We start from the raw sequence: 19,772 nt of genomic DNA, 5'->3' as shown, positions 1-19,772 counted from the left end.
CGACGCACGCAGCGGGGACGACGCCGGCACCGCGCCCTCGACGCGGAAGCGCGCAGCGTTCGACGCAGTCCATGGACCGCGCCCTCGTTGCGATGCTTCCGCCGACAGCGCCGATCGCCCGCATCGCCTCCGTCCAGGGGCGTTTCCACCTTCTTCCGCCGATCGCGAATCGCGATGGGCACCGTTCGTCGCGGGATTCGATCCACCGCGGCGATCCATTGGATCCGGATCGAACCACCAGAGCCAACAAGGAGAACAACGCCATGTTCTGGACCAAGAGGGTCGTGATCGGTGACGGCGAGCGCTGCCTGGTGTATCGCAACCGTCGGTTCGAGCAATTGCTCGCGCCCGGCGTGTACCGCTGGTTCGACCCGATGGGTCGGATCGAGGTGCGCACCTTCAACATCGCGGCACCGGAATACGCCGGCCACGACGTCGACGCGCTGATCGCGCGCCTCGGCGAGCGCCTGGGCGACACCTTCGTCCTCGCCGACATCGGCGTGGACGAGGTGGGCCTGGTGCTGAAGAACGGCAAGCTGGAAGACGTGCTGCCACCCGGCACACGGCGCCTGTACTGGATCGGCCTGGTGAAGGTCGACGTGCAGGCGGTGGCGCTCGCCACGCCGGACGTGGACGCCGCCGTCGCGCGGCGCCTGCGCCAGCTGGGCGCGCTGTCGAAGCTGGCGGTGGTGGCCGATGTGCCGGCGGAGTTCGCCGGCCTGGTGTTCATCGACGGCAAGCTCGAGCGCACGCTCGCCCCGGGCAGCTACGCCTTCTGGAATTTCCAGAAGAACGTGGTCGTGGACATCGTCGACCTGCGCGTGCAGGCGATCGAGGTCTCGGGCCAGGAGCTCCTGACCCGCGACAAGGTCAGCCTGCGCGTGAACCTGGCCGCCAGCACCCGCGTCACCGACGTGGTGGCGGCGCGCACCAAGGTCGCGAAGGTCGGCGACTTCGTCTACCGCGAGCTGCAGTACGGCCTGCGCAAGGCGGTCTCTGCCAAGACGCTGGACGAATTGCTGGGCGACAAGGCCTCGCTGGACGCCGACATCTTCGCTTACGTGCGCGGTCAGATGGCCGGGCTCGGTGTCGAGGTGCTGGGCGTGGGCGTGAAGGACGTGATCCTGCCGGGCGAGATGAAGGAGATCCTCAACGGGGTGGTGCAGGCGGAGAAGACGGCGCAAGCCAACGTCATCCGTCGCCGCGAGGAGGCGAACGCCACGCGTTCCCTGCTCAACACCGCGAAGCTGATCGACGAGTCGCCAGTGCTGATGCGCCTGAAGGAGCTCGAGGCCCTGGAGAAGGTCACCGAGAAGATCGACAAGCTCACCGTGTTCGGCGGCCTGGATGGCGTGCTGAAGCAATTGGTGACATTGAAGTAGCAAACCGTGGCGGCCGCATGGACGCGGCCTTCGCGGTCCACAAGGATGAAAGGACGACACATGCGCAACGACATGTTCAAAGTCATCGTGGAGCGGCCGCGACGCGGAGGAAGTTACGCCCGCGAGCGTGCGCCGCACGCCAACGATGAGGGCGCGCCGATGCAGGAAAGCCTGCGCTGGCGCCACCAGCACCGGAAATGGCTCAACGAGAATCTGCGACCGCTGGAACGCTACCTGCACGGACAGGTCGGCAGGCCGTGGGACAAGGTGTATTCGGAGATCTGTGCCGGCATTGATCGGCGAAGCACCGTGCAGCAGCACATCCACCAGCACCTGGCCGATTTCGTGGCGATGCGGCTGTCGATCATCGATGGCCGGCTGCACTGGCTCAAGGGCTGGGGACAACCGACGCCGTTGGCCGACCGCTGGGCACCGAAGCTCTACGTGGATCCCGCGACGGGACTTCTGCGCCGCAATCGCGAACGCGAGCAGCTTCGTCGGCAGGAACGGGTAACGTGGTCGATGCTCGAACAGACGCCGGACCGCATCGACCTGGGGCCGCTGCGTCAGCTGCACCGCCTGCAGGGCATCTGGTACGAGGTCGAGTTGGCCTTGATCCCGCCCGCCGGTCGTGGCCGAGGCGTCACCGACGTGGTGCGAGGCTGCACCGTCGTGGCCCACGGCCATCGCGGCGCAGGGCGGCACGTCGTCCAGGGCGACCGCGCGCTCTATGGCAGTGGCGAGGTCTACGCGCGCCACAAGCGACAGCTCGGTACACGCGAACTGCGCGTGCATCGACTCCACAACACGCAATGAAAGAGATCCGTCCGGGGCGCCGATGCTCGCGGACGAAAGGAAAAGGAACATGAGCACTACGTTTGAACTGCTGCACGCCGAGGGCAGCACCACGCCGATCAAGGGCTGGGTGCGCGGCGTACCCCTGGACCAGGGCGCCCACGAGCAGCTGCGGAACATCGCGGCCGTCCCCTTCGTCGGCCCGTGGGTCGCGGTGATGCCCGACGTGCACCTGGGCAAGGGCGCGACCGTGGGCTCGGTCATCCCGACGCGCGGCGCCATCATTCCGGCGGCGGTCGGCGTGGACATCGGCTGTGGCATGGCTGCGGTGCGGACCACGCTGCGCGCGAAGGACTTGCCGGACAACCTGGCGCAACTGCGCTCGAGCATCGAGCGCAGCGTGCCGGTCGGCAACGGGCGCGGCGGGGAGCACTGGAAGCTGCCGGACAGCATCCGCACGCGCATCACGCAGTCGGGACTGGAAGCACGCCTGGAGGCGATCAAGCAGAAGCACCGCAAGATCCGTACCGACAAGCTGGATCGCCAGATCGGCACGCTGGGCGGCGGCAACCACTTCATCGAGATCTGCCTGGACGAGGCCGATGCCGTGTGGGTGATGCTGCACAGCGGTTCGCGCGGCACCGGCAACCTGATCGGCAACTACTTCATCGAGCGGGCGCGCGAGCAACTGGCGCATCGTGTGCTGGGCTTCCACCTGCCGGACAAGGACCTGGCCTTCTTCATGGAAGGCGAGCCCTTGTTCGACGACTACGTGGAAGCGGTCTCGTGGGCGCAGGACTACGCCCGCGAGAACCGCGAAGCGATGATGTCGCGCGTACTGGCGGAGATGCGCCACCGTCTGCCGAAGTTCCAGTTGGAGAAGATGGCGGTGAACTGCCACCACAACTACGTGCAGAAGGAAACGCATGGCGGCGTGGACCTGCTGGTGACCCGCAAGGGCACGGTGAGCGCGCGCGCAGGCGAGCTGGGGATCATTCCCGGCAGCATGGGCGCAAAGAGCTTCATCGTGCGCGGCAAGGGCAACGCGGACAGCTTCCACAGCTGCAGCCACGGCGCCGGCCGCGTACTGAGCCGTACCGCGGCGCGCCAGCAGATCACGCTGTCGCAGCACCGCGAGGCGACGGCGCACGTCGAATGCCGCAAGGATGCCGGCGTGATCGACGAATCGCCGGCGGCCTACAAGGACATCGACGCGGTGATGTCGGCGCAGAGCGACCTGGTGGAGGTCGTCCACACGCTGCGCCAGGTGGTGTGCATCAAGGGGTGAGCTTCGGCTCGCCCCTTTTTTTTGACCGCTCTTGTGGGAGCGACGTAAGTCGCGATGGCTTATCGGTGACGCTTCATCGCGACTTACGTCGCTCCCACAACAGCGGCTAGCCGGGATTAGCCCTGCAGCTCGCGCAGCGTCACCGACGGCGGCGCATCCAGCACCTTGCGCGTGGCGAACAGGCCGGCGCCCAGCGCTGCCAGCATGCCCAGGCCACCGCCGATGGCGGCCAGCTGCCAGTTGGCCTTCCACGGCAGATCGAACACCTGCGTGGCGACCACGCCGGACAAGACCGAGGCCGCGATGGCGGCGACCAACCCTGCCAACAACCCGATGGCGGCGAACTCCGAGGCCTGTGCCAGCCGCAGCTGGCGGCGGCTGCCACCCAGCACGCGCATCACGCCGCCTTCCAGCAGCCGTTCGTCCTGGCTGGCGCTCACGGCGGCCATCAGCACCAGCAGACCGGCCGCCAGCGAGAACCAGAACACCACCTGCACCACCTGCGAGACCTGCTCGGCCGTGCTGCGTACCTGCTTGAGCACCGCCTCCACGTCGATCACCGACAGATTGGGGAACTGATTGACCAGTTCGCGGGTGAAGGCGGCATCGCCGGAGGGCACGCTGACCGCGGTGATGTAGCTGGCGGAGTAGCCGTCGAGTGCGCCCGGCGAGGCGACGACGAAGAAATTCGGCCGGAAGCTTTCCCAGTCCACGCTGCGCAGGCTGGTGATGCGACCTTCGAAGCGCTGGCCGGCAATATCGAAGGCGACGCGGTCGCCGAGCTTCCAGCCCAGGTCTTCGGCGAAGCCCTCTTCCACCGACAACTCCGGCGACGTCGGGGTATGCCCGGTCCAGAACGCGCCCGCGGTCACCTTGTTGTCGTCGCGCAAGGTCGCCGCCATCGACAGATTGAACTCGCGGTCGGCGCGCCGCTGCGCGCGCGCGTCGGCCCCTTCGTAGTCGGCGCCGCTGGCGGGCTTGCCGTTGAGCTCGACCAGCCGACCGCGGATCATCGGATACAGGTCCACCGCCGACAGCCCGCGCGACTGCATGAAGGATTTCACCGGGTCGACCTGGTCCGGCTGCACGTTGACGATGAAGCGGTTGGGTGCACTGGCCGAGAGCGCCAGTTGCCAGCGGTCCAGCAGGTCGGTGCGCACGAAGGTCAGCAGCAGCAGCGCCATCAGGCCCAGTCCCAGCGCGGATACCTGCGCGATCGACGTGCCCGCGCGACGGCTGACGTTGGCCAGCCCGTAGCGCAGGCTGCCGCGCAGGCGCGAGCGCACGCGCCGGACCAGCAGGATCAGCAGCCACGCCAGCAGGGCCAGCACGGCGAGCGTACCGACGATGCCTACGAGCATCGCGGTGCCCAAGGTGGGCGAGCCCGCCTTCCACCACAACAGCGCGCCCAGTCCGACGAAGCCTGTCAGCGCGACCAGCCATGCGCTGGGCTCCGTGCGGTCCAGGTCGCGACGCAGCACGCGCAGCGCGGGCACGCGCCGCAGCGCCAGTACCGGCGGCGCACCGAAGGCGAGCAGCACGATCATGCCCACGCCATAGCCCTGCAGGGCCGGCAACATGCCCGCCGGCGGGATATCGATCTTCAACGATTGCTGCAGCCAGCTGCCGATACCCCATTGCAGGCCGAAGGCGATCAGCACGCCCACCGTGCACGCGGCCAGGCCCAGCAGCACCAGTTCGCCTACGTGGATGCCTACCAGCGTGCTCTGCTGTGCGCCGAGACAGCGCATCACCGCGGTGCCGGAGAGATGGCGCTCGCTGTGGCGGCGTGCCGCCATCGCGACCGCGACCGCGGCCAGCACCACCGACACCAGCGCGGCGAGGCCGAGGAAGCGGCTGGCGCGATCCAGCGCGGAGCGCACCTCGGGTCGCGCGTCCTGGATCGTTTCCATGCGCTGGCCGCGCGCGAGTTGCGGTTTGACGGCGACGGTGAAGGTTTCGACCGCGGCTGCATCGCCGGCCACGACAAGGCGGTAGCGCAGGCGACTGCCTTCCTGCACGAGGCCGGTTGAAGGCAGGTCGGCGAGGTTGAGGAAAACCTTCGGGGCGACATTGAAGTAATCCAGCGCCGCGTCGGGCTCCTGCGTCACCAGCGCCGCAAGTTGCAACGTGCGCGTGCCGATGCCGATCCCGTCGCCGAGCCTGGCGCCCAGCGTCTCGGCGCCCGCCTGGCTGATCCAGACCGTGCCCGGCGCGGGAATGCCGGTCGCATTGCGCTCGGCAGCGCCGGAGGCGTCGATCACGCGGAAACTGCCCCGCAGCGGGAAGCCCTCGCCCAGCGCGCGCAGGTCGCCCAGCGACAGCGATTCGCCGGCGCGGATCATGCTCTGCAGTTCCTGCGTCTCGGTCACGCGCAGGCCGGGCGCGTTCCCCAGGGCACGCAATGCCTCCGTCGGCGGCGCGTCGCCGCGCACGACCACGTCGCCCCCCAGCAGGCGGTTCGCTTCGATGGCCAGCGCGCGTTCGGCGCGGTCGGTGACGAAACCGACGGCCGTCACCGCCACGACTGCGAGCACGAGGGCGGCGAACAGGATGCGCACGTCGCCGGCCACCAAGTCACGGCGCAACTGGCGCCAGGCCAGGGCGAGGGTCCTCATGCGGCGGCGCCCTGCAGCCGCCCGGCATCGAGCCGGAGCAACCGCTGGCAGCGCGCCGCCAGATGGTCGTCGTGCGTCACCAGTACCAGCGTGGTACCGGCATCGGCGTTCAGCGCGAACAGCAGCTCGATGATCGCCTGCCCGGTGTGGGTGTCGAGATTGCCGGTGGGTTCGTCGGCGAACAGCAGCGAGGGACGGGTGACGAAGGCGCGCGCCAGCGCCACGCGCTGCTGCTCGCCGCCGGACAGCTGGCGCGGATAGTGGCCCAGGCGCTTGCCCAAGCCGACCTTCTCGAGAATCTGCCGCGCGGGACCCTCCACATCGGCATCGCCGCGCAGTTCCAGGGGCAGCATGACGTTCTCGAGCGCGGTCAGCGACGGCAGCAGCTGGAAGCTCTGGAAGACGAAGCCGACCTTCTCGCCGCGCACGCGGGCACGGCCGTCCTCGTCCATGTCCGACAAACGCTCGCCATCCAGCGTCACGCTGCCCGCACTGGGCACGTCCAGACCGGCGAGCAGCGACAGCAACGTACTCTTGCCCGAGCCCGAGGCGCCCACGATGGCGACCGTGTCGCCGTGTTCGATGCGGAACCCGATATCGTCGAGTATGGTCAGCGCGCCTTCGGGCAACGGAACCTGCTTGCCCAGTCCCTGCACGTCGAGCACGGCGTGGCGCGCGGCGGCGGGGGCTTCAGTGTGGAGTCTGCTGGCGTCGGCCATGATCGTCTCGTCGGTCGTTTCGTGAATCATCGGGAGCACGGATTAAATGTTTCTTAATTTGACCAGGTATGGGGTTGCGGGCGTGCGCATGCAATGGGCCGTGGGCCTGGCCCTGTTGCTGTTCGTCGCATTATCCGCACGGCCCGCCGCAGCGCAGGCGCCGTCGGCCGCGCCGGCACAGGGCGCACGCACCGTGCTGGTGATGGGCGATTCGCTGTCGGCCGCCTATGGGCTTGCGCCCGCGCAGGGCTGGGTCGCACTGACCGCGGACCGCATCGCCAAGACCAGGCCGGGCTGGCGCGTGGTCAATGCCAGCATCAGCGGCGAGACCACCGCAGGCGGGGCGTCGCGTATCGCCGCGGAGCTGCAACGCCACCAGCCCGCCATCGTCGTCATCGCGCTCGGCGCCAACGACGGTCTTCGCGGGCTGCCGCTCGCGCAGACGCGCGCCAACCTCGAGAAGATGATCAAGGCCGCGCAGGCCCGCAAGGCGAAGGTCCTGCTGGTCGGCATGCGCATGCCGCCGAACTACGGCCCGGAGTACACGCGCGGTTTCGAACAGAACTTCAGTGCCCTGTCCAGGCAGTACGGCACGGCCCTGCTGCCCTTCCTGCTGGAGCCCATCGCGCTGGACCGCAATGCCTATCAGGCCGACAACCTGCACCCCGTCGCCAGCGCGCAACCCAAGCTGCGCGACCACGTGTGGAAGGCGCTGGAACCACTCCTGCGCTGACTCCGGCCGCCTTCCTACCCTCGCGTAGGATTTTTCCTACGCGGATCCGGGGCATCCGCCGAATGTGAGAGCTGGCACATTCGCGCACAGTGCGCTCGCCGGTTCCCTGCCCGGCGCGTTGACCGGAGTCCATCATGCCCCGCCTGCTGTTCACCATCGCCGCCAATGACAAAGGCTGGCAACTCTACGAAGGCCAGTTCGGCCGTGACTGGTTCGACAACCTCGGCGATGCCCGCGAGAGCGCCAAGCTGCTCGCCGCCACGCTGCACCAGCACCACGGCATCCAGACCGCCGTCGTCGTCGAGATGCCCAGCAACGAATCCGTGTTGTTGGCGAGGCACGGCTGAGCATCCGGCGGCCTCCCGCGGCGGCGCCCGTCGCGACCTCCAGGACATGAAAGAGCGTCGTGCCAGCGCATGCGCCCATCGCGCCCCCGCCTGACGCCTTGCCATCTGTCGGGCGGCGCGCTTTCCGGATCCGGACTCGCACGCCCCGCGGTCGCGACTCACGTCGCTGCTACAGCGACTGTCCGGACAAGCCTGCCAGTTGCCGCAGCGCCTGCTCGAACACCTCGGGCGGCTGGCCGCCCTGCACCAGGTGGCGGTCGTTGAAGATCACCGACGGCACTGCGCGGATGCCCTGCTCCTGGTAGAAGCGCTCGCGCTCGCGCACCTGTTGCGCATACGCATCCGTGTCGAGGACGCGGCGCGCATCCGCACCGTCGAGACCGGCGTTCGCGGCGATATCGACCAGCGTGTCGCGGTCCGCCAGGTTCCGTCCCTCGCCGTGATACGCCTGCAGCAGCGCGCGCTTGAGCGCGAGCTGCGATGCGGCGCCGCGCTCGCCCGCCCACTGCAGCAGGCGGTGGGCGTCGAAGGTGTTGTAGATGCGGTCGCGCTTCTGCAGGTCGAAACGGAACCCCAGCGCCTCGCCGCGCTGGCGCAGCGCTTCGCCGTTCTGCGCGAGCTGCTGCGCACTCAGCCCGTACTTCTTCGCGAGATGTTCCGCGATCGATTCTCCCTGCGGTTCCATGCCGGGATTCAGCTCGAACGGCTGGAACCACAACTCGACCTGCAGATCGCCGCCGATGTCCGCCATCGCGCGTTCGAGCGCGGCCAGGCCGATCGCGCACCAGGGGCACGCGACGTCGGAAACGAAATCGATCTTCACGGGATTCGGCATTCGGCGGGGCTCACTCGTTAGCGTTCTTGTACACGCGGCCCTGCTTCATCACGAAGCCGACCCTCTCCAGCACGGAAACATCCTGCAGCGGATCGCCGTCGACGGCGATCAGGTCAGCGGAATAGCCCGGCTTCAGCACGCCCACGTCCTTGTCGATGCCGAACAGGCGTGCGTTCACCACGGTGGCCGAGCGGATGGCCTGCAGCGGCGTCATGCCGAACTGCACCATGCGCGAGAACTGGCGCGCATTGAGGCCATGCGGATACACGCCGCCATCGGTGCCGAAGCCCATGACCGCGCCGGCCTGGTGCGCCTTGCGGAAGTTCTCGCGCTGGGTGGCGCCCACGCGGCGTTCCTTCTCCAGCGATTCGGGCAGGAAGCCGGCCTTCTCGCCTTCGCCCAGGATGTATTCGGTGTTGTAGATGTCCATCACCAGCACGGTGCCGTTCTTCTTCGCCAGTGCAATGCCTTCGTCGTCGATGAAGCTGGCGTGCTCGATGGAATCCACGCCGGCCAGCAGTGCATTGCGGATGCCGGTGGCGCCATGCGCGTGCGAGGCGACCTTGCGGCCCAACGCATGCGCTTCATCGACGAGTGCTTTCAGCTCCTCGAGCGAATACTGCGGCGCACCGACCTCGGTGCCCTTGGACAGCACGCCGCCGGTCGAGCAGGTCTTGATGAAATCTGCCCCGAACTTGACGTTCTGCCGCACCTTCTGCCGCGCGGCCCAGGGACCGTCGGCCACGCCCTCGCCCACCGCCTTGTATTCGGCCGGCAGCAGGTTGTTGTCGCTGCAGTGCCCGCCAGTGATGCCGATGGACACGCCACCCGCGAGGATGCGCGGGCCTTCTACTTCGCCCGTGGCGATCGCATCGCGCAGGGCGACGTCCGCGTAACCGGGTGAACCCGGCACGCGCACGGTGGTGAAGCCGGCCAGCAGCGTGGTGCGCGCGTTCTTCGCGCCCTTGATGGCGGCGGCCGGCAGCGAGATCGCCAGCCGCCGGTAGCCCTGCAGGTCCGCATCGCCATGCAGGTGCACGTGCGCGTCCATCAGGCCGGGCAGCACGGTCTTCGTCGACAGGTCGTGCACCGTTGCGCCCGCCGGCACCGGCGTGGTCGCGGCCGGACCGATGGCGGTGATGCGCGCATCCTCGATGACGACGACCTGGTCGGTCAGCAGGCGACCGGACTCGACATCGAGCAGGCGCCCGGCCTTGACGTAGGTGGTGGCTGCGAACGCAGGCGCGCAGGCGACGGACAGGATGGCGGCGAGGACACACAGGCGCATGGAGGACCCGGAAGTCGAATGAAGAGAAGGCGAATGTAGCAAGCCCACCCTGTAGGAGCGACGTAAATCGCGACCACGCGCCTGGCCGCTCACGGAAAGCCGATGGTTCTTCATCAGGGCGCGCTGCTGCGCGTTCTTGCTTCTGCACGGGGTGTTGGCGCGGTCGCGACTTACGTCGCTCCCACGGGGATTCCGTTGCGCGGCACGATCAGACCGGCGTGGGATTGCGGTAGGCAAAGCCGGCCTGGTGCCAGTACGGGTACGGCTTCGGCCGCTGGCTGGCCTTGTCCAGTTTCGCCACCTGCTCCGGGGTGAGGTCCCAGCCCACAGCGCCGAGGTTCTGCTTCAGCTGCTCCTCGTTGCGCGCGCCGATCACCACGGTGCTGACGGTGGGCCGCTGCAGCAGCCAGTTCAGCGCGACCTGCGGGATCGACTTGCCGGTTTCCTGCGCGACCGCGTCCAGGGCGTCGACCACGTCGTACAGATAGTCCATGTCCACCTGCGGACCGGCATCGTTGGCGGCCTGGGACTGCAGGCGGCTGGTCTCGGGCAGCGCCTGGCCGCGGCGGATCTTGCCGGTGAGGCGGCCCCATCCCAGCGGGCTCCAGACCACCGCACCCACGCCCTGGTCGACGCCCAGCGGCATCAGCTCCCATTCGTAGTCGCGACCGACCAGCGAGTAGTACGCCTGGTGCGCGACGTAGCGCGTCCAGCCGTGGCGATCGGCGGCGGCGAGCGACTTCATCAGGTGCCAGCCGGAAAAGTTGGACACGCCGAGGTAGCGGATCTTGCCGGCCTTCACCAGCGTGTCGAGCGTGGACAGCACTTCCTCCACCGGCGGACGCGCATCGAAGCCATGCAGCTGGAACAGGTCGATATAGTCGGTGCCCAGACGCTTGAGAGCAGCGTCCACGGCGTGGATCAGATGATGGCGCGAAGAACCCACCTGGTTCTCGCCGTCGCCGAACCGGAACGTGGCCTTGGTGGAAATGATCAGCGAGTCGCGCGGCCTGCCCTTGAGCGCTTCACCGAGGATCTCTTCGGCCGCGCCCTTGGAGTAGATGTCGGCGCTGTCGAACATGTTCAGGCCGGCATCGAGGCAGACATCGACCAGGCGGCGCGCTTCGGCCACGTCGGTACTGCCCCACGCACTGAACAAGGCGCCCTGCCCGCCGAAGGTGCCGGTACCGAAGGAGAGCACGGGGACGCGGAAGCCGGAGGCGCCGAGATAGCGGTATTCCATGACGAGGGTCCTGAAACGGGGGAGTGCGCCATTGCACTCCCCCTCCACTGCAACGGCAAGCCCTCGCGATGGAACGCTTAGTTCGCGCTCGCGGCAGGCCGCACGATGACTTCGCTGACATCGACGTCGTCCGGCTGCTCCACCGCATAGGCGATGGCCCGCGCGACGGCCTCGGCGGGAATCGCGACTTGGCGGAAATCCTCAAGCCACGCCTTGATGCCGGCATCGCTGGTGGTCTCGGCCAGTTCGCTGGTGGTCACGCCCGGCGACACCACGGTGACGCGGAGATCGTCATGCTCCTGGCGCAGGCCTTCGGAGATGGCCAGCACCGCGTGCTTGGTGGCGCAGTAGACCGCCGCGCTGGGCCACACGCGATGGCCGGCGGTCGACGCGACGTTGATGATCTGGCCACCGCCCTGTGCCTGCATCACCGGCAGCGCAGCGGCGATTCCGTGCAGGACGCCGCGGATGTTGACGTCGATCATCTGGTTCCATTCGTCGATCTTCAGCGCGGCCAGCGGCGACAGCGGCATCACGCCCGCGTTGTTGACGATCACGTCGAGCCGGCCGAACTCGCTGCGGGCGAAGTCGACGAAGGCCTGCACGTCGTCGAGTCGGGTGACGTCGAGCGCACGCTGGCGGGCGGTGCCGCCGGCGGCTTCGATCCCGGCGACCAGCTTTTCCAGCCGGTCGGTGCGGCGTGCGCCCAGCACGACCTTCGCACCGCGACGGGCGAGTTCGCGTGCGGTGGCATCACCGATGCCGCTGCTGGCACCGGTGATGGCGATGACTTTTCCTTCGATTCCGGACATGGGATACCTCGTTGGGGGGAAACACGGCGCGGGGTGCGCCGGGACGGGGCGCAGTCTGGGCGCCGCTGCCGATGCGTCGATATCCGGTTCCTCCACGATCCTTGCCTGATCCTGCGAGTGCCCGGTCTATCCCATTCCATCGCCGGATCCACTGCGTAGACTCGCTGCATGCCCCACGTCCACCCCACAGGCGTTCCCATGCCCGATTCGCCCACCCCGCTCGATGACCGCGTCCGCGAACTCGCCGCGCTGATTGAACGATCCACCGGCAAGGACGGTTTCCACACCACGGCGATCCCGGCCCTGAACTTCTCGCGGCTGAGCGCGCCCATGCAGCTGCCGATGCGTGGCGTGCAGGAAGCCGCGCTGTGCCTGATCGTGCAGGGCGCCAAGCGCGCGATCCTGGCCGACGAGGTCTACGAGTACGACGCCAGCCGCTTCGTGGTGGCTTCGGTCGACCTGCCGGTGACCGGCCAGGTGGTCGAAGCGTCCGCCGAGGCGCCGTACCTGTGCCTGATCCTGAAGCTGTCGGCCGCCACCATCGCCGAAATGGTCACCGAGGCCGAATCGGCGCAGGCACCGCTGCCGCCGCCGTCGCGCGGGCTGTTCCTCCAGCCCAGCAGCGTGGAGATGCTGGATGCGGCGACCAGGCTGGTGAAACTGCTCGATACGCCGCGCGACATTCCGCTGCTCGCACCGCTGGTCGAACGCGAAATCCTGTACCGCGTGCTGTGCAGCCCGCAGGGCGCGATGCTGCGCCACATCGGTATCGCCGACAGCCAGGGCCAGCGCGTGGCGAAAGCGATCCACTGGCTGCGCGAGCATTACGCCAAGCCGCTGCGCATCGACCACATCGCCCGCGAGGTGCACATGAGCGCCTCGGCCCTGCACCACCACTTCAAGGCGGTCACCGCGATGAGCCCGCTGCAGTACCAGAAGCAGTTGCGCCTGCAGGAAGCGCGCCGGCTGATGCTCAGCGAAGTGCTGGATGCCGCCAGCGCCGGGCACCGCGTCGGCTACGAAAGCCCGTCGCAGTTCAGCCGCGAGTACAGCCGCATGTTCGGTGCTCCGCCGGTGCGCGATGTCGAGCGCCTGCGCAACCTCTGAACCGTCCGGAAACCGTGACTGAACGTCGCGCCACGACGCGGGGCAGGCCGGTTGTTCCCCCTCCTGCCCGGGCGCACACTCTCATGTGACACCTACGGAGGACCCGCCATGAAGGCGCCTGCCCTGCTGCTTACCGCCGTCGTCGCCCTGGCCATCGCCGTTCCCGGCATGGCCAGATCCAGGAACGTCACCGATCCTGGCCTGCCGCGCAGCGTACCCACCGAAGGCGGCGCAGTGAGCGTCAGCTGGACCGATCCGGCCGCCTTCAGCGAGCTCAAGTACAGCGGCAACCGCTGGGAAGCAGAGCGCGGCACGTGGGTCACGGATCTGGCGACCTATATGCGCGACGAAGCCGGCCAGCGTCTCGCCCGTGGCCAGACCCTGGACATCACCATCACCGACATCGAGCGTGCCGGCCGCTATGAGCCGGTCGTGCGCACGGGGATGGACCACATCCGCATCGTCAAGGACATCTACCCGCCGCGCATGAAGCTGAACTTCGTGGTGAAGGGTCCCGATGGACAGGTGATCGCCGAGGGCGAGCGCAAGCTCGTCGACCATGGTTTCCTGACCGGATCCAACCTCAACAGCAGTGATGCGCTGCGCTACGAGAAGCGCATGGTCGACGACTGGTTGCGCCGCGAGTTCAAGGCCAACGCGGCGCTGACCTCGACGCCCTGATCCCGGGGCTCACGGCGCCGCATCGCGCGGCGCCGGTTCGTGCGGATAGACAGCCGATACCGAACACTGCACCCGTATGCCACGGCGCGACCAGCGCCGCTCGTCGCCGGGGATCCACGCATCCGCGTTGCCCGAATCGAAAAGGCTGTTGCCGCCGCTGTCCTGGGCGACGACGCGGTCGCCGGGATTGCCGCAGATGAGGCCGATGCCCACGCCGGAGCGGAAGGTGATGGCCGGTGCCGAATCCAGATCCGGGCAGCTCTGTGCGAGCTCGACCCGGTAGTAACGGTGTCCACCCGAACGTCGCGGCGAAAGCTCCACCAGCATGCCCTGGCTGTCCTCCGACCACGCGCGCAGGTAGCGCGGGTTGAAGCAGAAGCTCGAAGAACCGGCGAAACCGCGCCGCTTCGGCGCACGCACTTCCACCGTCTCCAGCGTGGTCAGGCCATCGTCCGCCGGCACCGTCGCGGCACGTGCCATCGCGGCGTATTCGCGTGCATCGATGGTGGCGATGGCCGTCACCGCGCAGGTCGCTTCGCCGATGCGCACATATTCCTTCCCGGTGCCGCACACCCAGCCCTCGCGGGCCAGCAGGACGGCATCGTCCCCGCCGGCGCCCGGACAGCCGCTGGACAGCGCGATGCGGAAACGCTGCCCGTCGCGGCCCTGCACGGCCAGTTCCGTCGACGAAGCCTGGCGCACTTCCGCCATCTGACGGGCATCCAGGCAGCCCGGGGCGGGCGGAACGCGCGGCGGCGCGTCGGGGGCCTGCGCATGCGCATGCGCGGGCAGCACCAGCGCCATCAACAAGGCCAAGCTCCATCGCATCCGTGCCATCTCCCCGGGGAACGCGGCGATGGTAAACCAGGGTTGTGGCGTGCGGGTGGCGGCACCATATCGGGGACATCCCTCCCGCGGAGCACGTCCATGACGACCTTCGACCTCACCCCGCCCTCCGATGCCCAGCGCACGGCGTTGATCGCCGGCCTCAGCGAAGACGAGCGTCGGGTGCTGCTGCAGCACGGTACCGAAGCGCCGTTCTGCGGCGTGTTCCTGGACAACAAGCAGGACGGTACCTACACCTGCCGCCTGTGCGGCCTGCCGCTGTTCCGTTCCAGCGCGAAGTTCGACTCCGGCACGGGCTGGCCGAGTTTCTTCCAGCCCGTGGACGAGGCGCACATCGGCCGCATCCGCGACGCCAGCTATGGCATGGTCCGGACGGAGATCGTCTGCGCGCGCTGCCAGTCGCACCTGGGCCACGTGTTCCCGGACGGTCCCCCGCCCACCGGCGAGCGGCACTGTCTGAATTCGGTCTCGCTGGCCTTCACGCCACAAGGCGAGCCGCTCCCGGATCCGCTGCAGCGTGGCGGCGCGGAAGCGCAACCGGCCGGCTAGCGCGGCCGCTGTCACGGGACGGGCACATGACGGCGGTAGCCTGACCGTCATCCCACCGTCGTCCGGCGGTCACGCATGGCCGCATCTTTCGACACGCACGTATCCCCGGCGCCCCCTGGCGGGCTGCCGGCTGCACTCTGGCTGTACCGGTTCGATGGCGAAGGGTGCGCGCATGCGCTCGACGCCGCGTCCACCGGCCTCGGTGCGCTGGGCGCGCCCGATGCGGGCTGGCATTGGGTGCACCTGGACCTCAGCGACGTGCGCAGCGCGCAGGTGGTGGCGTGCCTGCCGATCCCCGACGACGCGCGCGAGACGCTGCTGTCGCCGGATTCGCACGTGAACCTGCAGCGCGAAGGCCGCGCGATCCATGGGGCTTTCGTCGACTGGGTGCACCAGCGTGGCGTCGACCTGGCGGCCGAGGGCCAGCTGCGGGGCGACGACGGCATCGGCTGGCTGCACTTCGCGATGACTGAACACCTGCTGGTCACCGCGCGCCGCCAAGCCCTGCGGTCGGTGGAAGCGGCGCGCCGCGCGCTGATCGCCGGCGCACCTGCGGAGACGCCGGTGCGCCTGCTTGAGCTGGTGGCCAGTCGCTTCGCGGACACGGTCGAGCGCAGCAGCGACGGGCTGTCGACCCGGCTGGACCGCATCGAGGACCGCGTGCTGGCGGACAGCATCGGCGAAGAGCGACGCGACCTGGCCCAGCTGCGCCACCAGACCGTGCGCCTGCATCGGCCGCTCACCGCGATGCGGCGCGTGCTGAAGCCGTTCGAGCAACGCCACGCGGGGGATGCCGACGACGAACTGCTGTCCGCCATCGCGCGCCTCAACCAGCGCTTCGACGACCTCGACGGCGATGTCGGCACCCTGCAGGAGCGTGCGCGCCTGCTGCAGGACGAAGTGGCCGCCAAGCTCGCCGAACGCACCAACCGGCATCTCTACGTGCTGTCGATGATCACCGCGCTGCTGCTGCCGCCGAGCCTGGTCGCCGGCCTGTTCGGCATGAACCTGCCGGGGTTGCCGTTCGCGCACAGCTCCCACGGGCTGGCGTTCGCGCTGCTGCTGGGCGTGGCCTCGAGCGCGCTGGTCTACGGGCTGCTGCGGCGCATGGGCGTGGCGCGCTCGACCTGAGCGTCCCGTGCGGCCGCGCTATCCTAGCGGCCTGATGACGCTTCCCCTCCGCATCGCCACCCGTTACGTCACCCCGCTGCGCGAAGGCGGCTCGATGCCTGCCGTGGTCGAGGCCGACGACGACGGCCTGTATGTCCTGAAGTTCCGCGGCGCCGGCCAGGGACCGAAGGCGCTGGTGGCGGAAGTGATCGCCGGCGGTCTGGCGAAGGCGTTGAAGTTGCCGATGCCCCACGTGGCACTGATGGACCTGGATGCCGACCTCGCCCGCACCGAAGGCGATCCGGAGATCCAGGACCTGATCAAGGCCAGTGCAGGGCTCAACCTGGCGATGGACTACCTGCCCGGCGCCGTCAATTTCGATCCAGTGGCGGAACAGCCCGACGCGGACCTCGCCTCGCGGATCGTCTGGTTCGACGCCTTCATCAGCAACGTCGACCGCACGGCACGCAACACCAACCTGCTGATGTGGCACCGCCGGCTCTACCTGATCGACCATGGGGCGGCGTTGTATTTCCACCACGGCTGGGATGGCGATACCACCGGAGCCGGCAAGCCGTTTCCGCTGATCCGCGACCACGTGCTGCTGCGCTGGGCCTCCCGGTTGGCCGATGTCGATGGCGAGCTGGCATCGGCCCTGGCGGACGACGTGATCGCAACGATCGTGACCGAGGTGCCCGACGCCTGGCTGCAAGGCCCCGATGGCTTCGGCGACCCCGCGACGCAGCGCGCCGCCTACGTAGAGTACCTGGTCCGTCGGGTGGCGCAGCGTGGCGCCTTCGTGCAGGAGGCGATCCGTGCACGCGGCTGACACGTACGATTACGCGGTGATTCGCGTGGTCCCGCGCGTGGAGCGCGAGGAGTTCGTCAACGTCGGCATCATCCTGTCGTGCGAGCGCGCGGGCTTCCTCGAGGCGCGCATCGAACTGGACGAGACGCGCCTGCGCGCGCTCGATCCCGCGATGGATATCGAATCGCTGCGTCGCCACCTGCAGACCATTCCCGCGATCTGCCGCGGCGGCGAAGCGGCCGCGCCGATCGGACTGTTGCCCCCGCGCGCGCGCTTCCACTGGCTCACCGCCAAGCGCAGTTCGATCATCCAGACCTCGCCCGTGCACATGGGGCGCTGCGGCGATCTGCCGGCGACGCTGGAGCACCTGATGGACCGCATGGTGCGGCCGCCGAAGGCCACCACGCCCCGATGAGCGTCTATGTGGACGATGCGGTCACCGTGTGGCGCGGCCGCCGCTGGGCCCACCTGATGGCGGACACCCTGGACGAACTGCACGCGATGGCGGAACGGCTGGGCGTGCCGCGGCACGCGTTCCAGGACAAGCGCAGCGGCGCGCATTACGACCTGACCGAAGAACTGCGCGAGGACGCGCTGCGGCTGGGGGCCCGGGCCATTTCACGCCACCGCGACCGCGAGCAGGTCCGTGCGGTCATCCGCATCGCGCGCGCGCAGTGGAGCGGCCACGCGGCAGACCCCTGATGCCGTAGAGCCGAGCTTGCTCGGCTCCTTGGTCTTTCAATCCCCGGTGGTGGAGCCGGAGAGCAGCGGAGCAAGCTCCGCTCTACGGGGCCCTCAGAGCTGTTGCGCCTTGCCGCTGCGGATCGCCTCGTCCAGCAGGCGATCGACGTCGCGCTGCAGCCTGTCCGTCGCCGCCATCTGCTTGCGCGCCAACGCCTCCTGCTGCCGCGCGAGCGGCTCCTGCTGGCGGGCGAGGACCTCCTGCTGGCGGGCCAAGGCCTCCTGTTCGTCCTGCAGCGCCTTCATGCGGCGGTCGTTGGCGGCATCGCGGGTGTCGTCGCCACGCAGCGCGGCGGCGGCCTGATGCTGCGCGATCTCCGACATCTTCACGCCCAGCTCGCCCTGTCTCGAGCCCAGCTCGCCCTGGCGTTCGCCGAGCGCCCCCTGCTGTTCGCCGAGCTTGCCCTGCTGCTCGCCCAGCGCATGGACCGGTGCATGCGCGTCTTTCATCCGCTGCACCGTGGCGGCATCGCGCACCACGTACTGCTTGCCGTTCTTCCGCACCCACAGCACCGGGGCTTTGCCCTGCCGCAGGCGCTGGGCGGTGCGGATGTCGTCGCTGTGGCCCGCCATCGTCACGTCGTCGCCTTCGATCAGCACGTAGGCATCGCCGCCGCGCGTATCACTGATGCTGAAGGTGCCCCGCGTGCGGAGCGTGGGCGGCGGCGGCGGTGCCGGCGGCGCGATGGTCGGCGCTGCGGGGGGAGCGGGCGGGGCCGGAGGGGCCGGCATGTCGCGCGCGTCGGCGACCACGACGGCGCGGGGCGCGGCACGCGGCGACGGCGCCACGGTGGGCGTGGCCGGTGGCGCGGGCGCGACGACGATCGGCGCCACCGGTGCGGGGGGCGACGGAGGCGCGGCCGGCGTGCCGCTGGCGATCACGCGGTACGGCACTACACCCAACAGCACGATGCCAAGGGTCAGGGCCAGCGCGCTGGCGCGCAGGGGGGAAGCGGTGTGCTGCAGCATCAGCAGTCTCCTCTTGAGGATGCGGAACGTGGGGGACGCGCCGGCGAGTGCCGGTGTCGGGGTGTGGGAGACGCCCAGCTTCACCAGCAGGCGTCCGTAGTCGTGGGCGGCGTGCTGTTCGTCCTGCAGCACGGCGGCATCGCAGGCGACCTCGCGGGCGAAGGCGTATTCGCGCGCGGCCAGGTGCGCGACCGGATGGAAGAAGAACAGGTGCTGCGCCAGCGCCGGCATCCAGGCCCACCACAGGTCACGGCGCTGCAGGTGCGCGAGTTCGTGGTGCAGCGACATGTGCAGGTCGTTGTCGCTCATCGCGGCGATGCCGGTGGCCGGCAGCATCAGCACGGGGCGCCAGGGGCGGGCCAGCATCGGCGAATCGATCTCGTCGCTGACCATCAGTTCGGGCGCTGTCGCGATGTCGAGTCGGCCCACCAGCACGTCGTACACCGCGCGTACCCGGCGGTCGCGACACGGACGGGCGCGTGCGATCTGCCCATGCAGCCGCCAGGCGTGGCGCAGTGTGGTGGCCAGCATCACCGCGATGCCGGCGAGCCAGGCCGCAAGCAGCAGCACGCCGGTGTCGATCTGCGATGCCTGCGTCGTTGCCGTCGGCACGACCGTCATCGTGGCTCCGGCAGACGCCGAGGGTTCCGCCGTCATCGCCATCACCACGGGCGCGACGGCGGGCTCCGCCGGCAACAGCGGCAACCCCACCGGGGCGTGCCAGACCAGGCCCACCACCATCTGCGTGGCGACCAGCCACCACAGCCAGGCGCGCGTCCGCGCATCGAGGCGCGGCAGGTAGCGGCACAGCGCCCATACCAGCGCGGCGAGCACCAGCGACTGCAGGCCCACGGCAAGCACGCGCGACAGCAGGTCATCGGCCAGGGCGACGATGTCCATG

General features: G+C 69.0%; 20 protein-coding genes. 12 read left to right on the top strand and 8 right to left on the bottom strand.

The annotated features are described in order from the left end of the window. Positions 1-263: 263 nt before the first annotated feature. Genes CYU89_RS04240 through CYU89_RS04230 form a run of 3 tightly spaced genes read left to right on the top strand, consistent with a single transcriptional unit; the run spans position 264 to position 3,465 of the window. Positions 264-1,382, top strand: a complete 1,119-nt coding sequence (locus CYU89_RS04240) for a slipin family protein (protein ID WP_296278969.1) — start codon at positions 264-266, stop codon at positions 1,380-1,382. Between the two features lie 60 nt (positions 1,383-1,442). Further along, on the top strand, positions 1,443-2,198 hold the full coding sequence (locus CYU89_RS04235) for a hypothetical protein (RefSeq protein WP_296278968.1): 756 nt from the start codon (positions 1,443-1,445) through the stop codon (positions 2,196-2,198). A gap of 49 nt (positions 2,199-2,247) precedes the next feature. Next, entirely contained in the window at positions 2,248-3,465 is a 1,218-nt protein-coding gene (locus tag CYU89_RS04230) for an RtcB family protein (protein WP_296278967.1), read from the top strand. A gap of 116 nt (positions 3,466-3,581) precedes the next feature. Here the strand turns inward: CYU89_RS04230 and CYU89_RS04225 are convergent, their stop codons facing one another. Further along, the gene (locus tag CYU89_RS04225) at positions 3,582-6,083 is read right to left on the bottom strand and encodes an FtsX-like permease family protein (protein WP_296278966.1); all 2,502 of its coding nucleotides are present in this window, start codon (positions 6,081-6,083) and stop codon (positions 3,582-3,584) included. Continuing rightward, the gene (locus CYU89_RS04220) at positions 6,080-6,802 is read right to left on the bottom strand and encodes an ABC transporter ATP-binding protein (RefSeq protein WP_296279002.1); all 723 of its coding nucleotides are present in this window, start codon (positions 6,800-6,802) and stop codon (positions 6,080-6,082) included. Before CYU89_RS04220 ends, CYU89_RS04225 begins: the two co-directional genes overlap by 4 nt. Positions 6,803-6,890: 88 nt before the next feature. Between CYU89_RS04220 and CYU89_RS04215 the strand changes: the two genes are divergently transcribed. Continuing rightward, on the top strand, positions 6,891-7,535 hold the full coding sequence (locus CYU89_RS04215) for an arylesterase (protein WP_296278965.1): 645 nt from the start codon (positions 6,891-6,893) through the stop codon (positions 7,533-7,535). Between the two features lie 134 nt (positions 7,536-7,669). Then, the gene (locus tag CYU89_RS04210; protein ID WP_296278964.1) at positions 7,670-7,882 is read left to right on the top strand and encodes a hypothetical protein; all 213 of its coding nucleotides are present in this window, start codon (positions 7,670-7,672) and stop codon (positions 7,880-7,882) included. A 169-nt stretch (positions 7,883-8,051) separates the two neighbouring features. Here CYU89_RS04210 and CYU89_RS04205 read toward each other — a convergent pair whose 3' ends face one another. From CYU89_RS04205 to CYU89_RS04190, 4 genes are all read right to left on the bottom strand, one after another. Continuing rightward, positions 8,052-8,705 carry a DsbA family oxidoreductase gene (locus tag CYU89_RS04205; RefSeq protein ID WP_343125239.1) on the bottom strand — a complete coding sequence of 218 codons (654 nt, stop codon included), beginning with the start codon at positions 8,703-8,705 and terminating at the stop codon, positions 8,052-8,054. Between the two features lie 22 nt (positions 8,706-8,727). Next, the gene (locus tag CYU89_RS04200) at positions 8,728-10,005 is read right to left on the bottom strand and encodes an amidohydrolase family protein (protein ID WP_296278962.1); all 1,278 of its coding nucleotides are present in this window, start codon (positions 10,003-10,005) and stop codon (positions 8,728-8,730) included. A gap of 208 nt (positions 10,006-10,213) precedes the next feature. Then, the gene (locus CYU89_RS04195; RefSeq protein WP_296278961.1) at positions 10,214-11,248 is read right to left on the bottom strand and encodes an aldo/keto reductase; all 1,035 of its coding nucleotides are present in this window, start codon (positions 11,246-11,248) and stop codon (positions 10,214-10,216) included. Between the two features lie 77 nt (positions 11,249-11,325). Next, positions 11,326-12,060, bottom strand: coding sequence for an SDR family oxidoreductase (locus CYU89_RS04190; protein WP_296278960.1), 735 nt, complete (start codon positions 12,058-12,060; stop codon positions 11,326-11,328). A gap of 198 nt (positions 12,061-12,258) precedes the next feature. On the opposite strand from CYU89_RS04190, the gene CYU89_RS04185 reads away from it, so the two are divergent. Both CYU89_RS04185 and CYU89_RS04180 read left to right on the top strand, forming a co-directional pair. Then, the gene (locus CYU89_RS04185; RefSeq protein WP_296278959.1) at positions 12,259-13,167 is read left to right on the top strand and encodes an AraC family transcriptional regulator; all 909 of its coding nucleotides are present in this window, start codon (positions 12,259-12,261) and stop codon (positions 13,165-13,167) included. 108 nt (positions 13,168-13,275) lie between these two features. Next, positions 13,276-13,848, top strand: a complete 573-nt coding sequence (locus CYU89_RS04180) for a DUF3016 domain-containing protein (RefSeq protein WP_296278958.1) — start codon at positions 13,276-13,278, stop codon at positions 13,846-13,848. Between the two features lie 9 nt (positions 13,849-13,857). Here CYU89_RS04180 and CYU89_RS04175 read toward each other — a convergent pair whose 3' ends face one another. Continuing rightward, entirely contained in the window at positions 13,858-14,676 is an 819-nt protein-coding gene (locus CYU89_RS04175) for a hypothetical protein (protein ID WP_296278957.1), read from the bottom strand. A 99-nt stretch (positions 14,677-14,775) separates the two neighbouring features. Between CYU89_RS04175 and msrB the strand changes: the two genes are divergently transcribed. The 5 genes from msrB to CYU89_RS04150 all read left to right on the top strand — a co-directional run bounded on the left by msrB (position 14,776) and on the right by CYU89_RS04150 (position 17,863). Beyond that, positions 14,776-15,243, top strand: coding sequence for a peptide-methionine (R)-S-oxide reductase MsrB (gene msrB / locus CYU89_RS04170; protein WP_296278956.1), 468 nt, complete (start codon positions 14,776-14,778; stop codon positions 15,241-15,243). A gap of 75 nt (positions 15,244-15,318) precedes the next feature. Beyond that, on the top strand, positions 15,319-16,374 hold the full coding sequence (locus CYU89_RS04165; protein ID WP_296278955.1) for a CorA family divalent cation transporter: 1,056 nt from the start codon (positions 15,319-15,321) through the stop codon (positions 16,372-16,374). A 34-nt stretch (positions 16,375-16,408) separates the two neighbouring features. Next, the gene (locus tag CYU89_RS04160; RefSeq protein ID WP_296278954.1) at positions 16,409-17,182 is read left to right on the top strand and encodes a HipA family kinase; all 774 of its coding nucleotides are present in this window, start codon (positions 16,409-16,411) and stop codon (positions 17,180-17,182) included. After that, positions 17,169-17,576, top strand: coding sequence for a DUF3037 domain-containing protein (locus CYU89_RS04155; protein WP_296278953.1), 408 nt, complete (start codon positions 17,169-17,171; stop codon positions 17,574-17,576). The genes CYU89_RS04160 and CYU89_RS04155 overlap by 14 nt, the downstream gene beginning before the upstream one ends. Further along, positions 17,573-17,863: a DUF4031 domain-containing protein gene (locus tag CYU89_RS04150; protein WP_296278952.1), complete on the top strand. Its 291-nt coding sequence runs from the start codon at positions 17,573-17,575 to the stop codon at positions 17,861-17,863. The genes CYU89_RS04155 and CYU89_RS04150 overlap by 4 nt, the downstream gene beginning before the upstream one ends. Before the next feature lie 93 nt (positions 17,864-17,956). Here the strand turns inward: CYU89_RS04150 and CYU89_RS04145 are convergent, their stop codons facing one another. Beyond that, on the bottom strand, positions 17,957-19,771 hold the full coding sequence (locus tag CYU89_RS04145; RefSeq protein ID WP_296278951.1) for a M56 family metallopeptidase: 1,815 nt from the start codon (positions 19,769-19,771) through the stop codon (positions 17,957-17,959). Position 19,772 lies beyond the last annotated feature (1 nt).

It is taken from the genome of Pseudoxanthomonas sp., assembly GCF_002863005.1.
GTDB lineage: Bacteria > Pseudomonadota > Gammaproteobacteria > Xanthomonadales > Xanthomonadaceae > Pseudoxanthomonas_A.
This window is presented reverse-complemented; position numbering and strand designations above follow the sequence as displayed.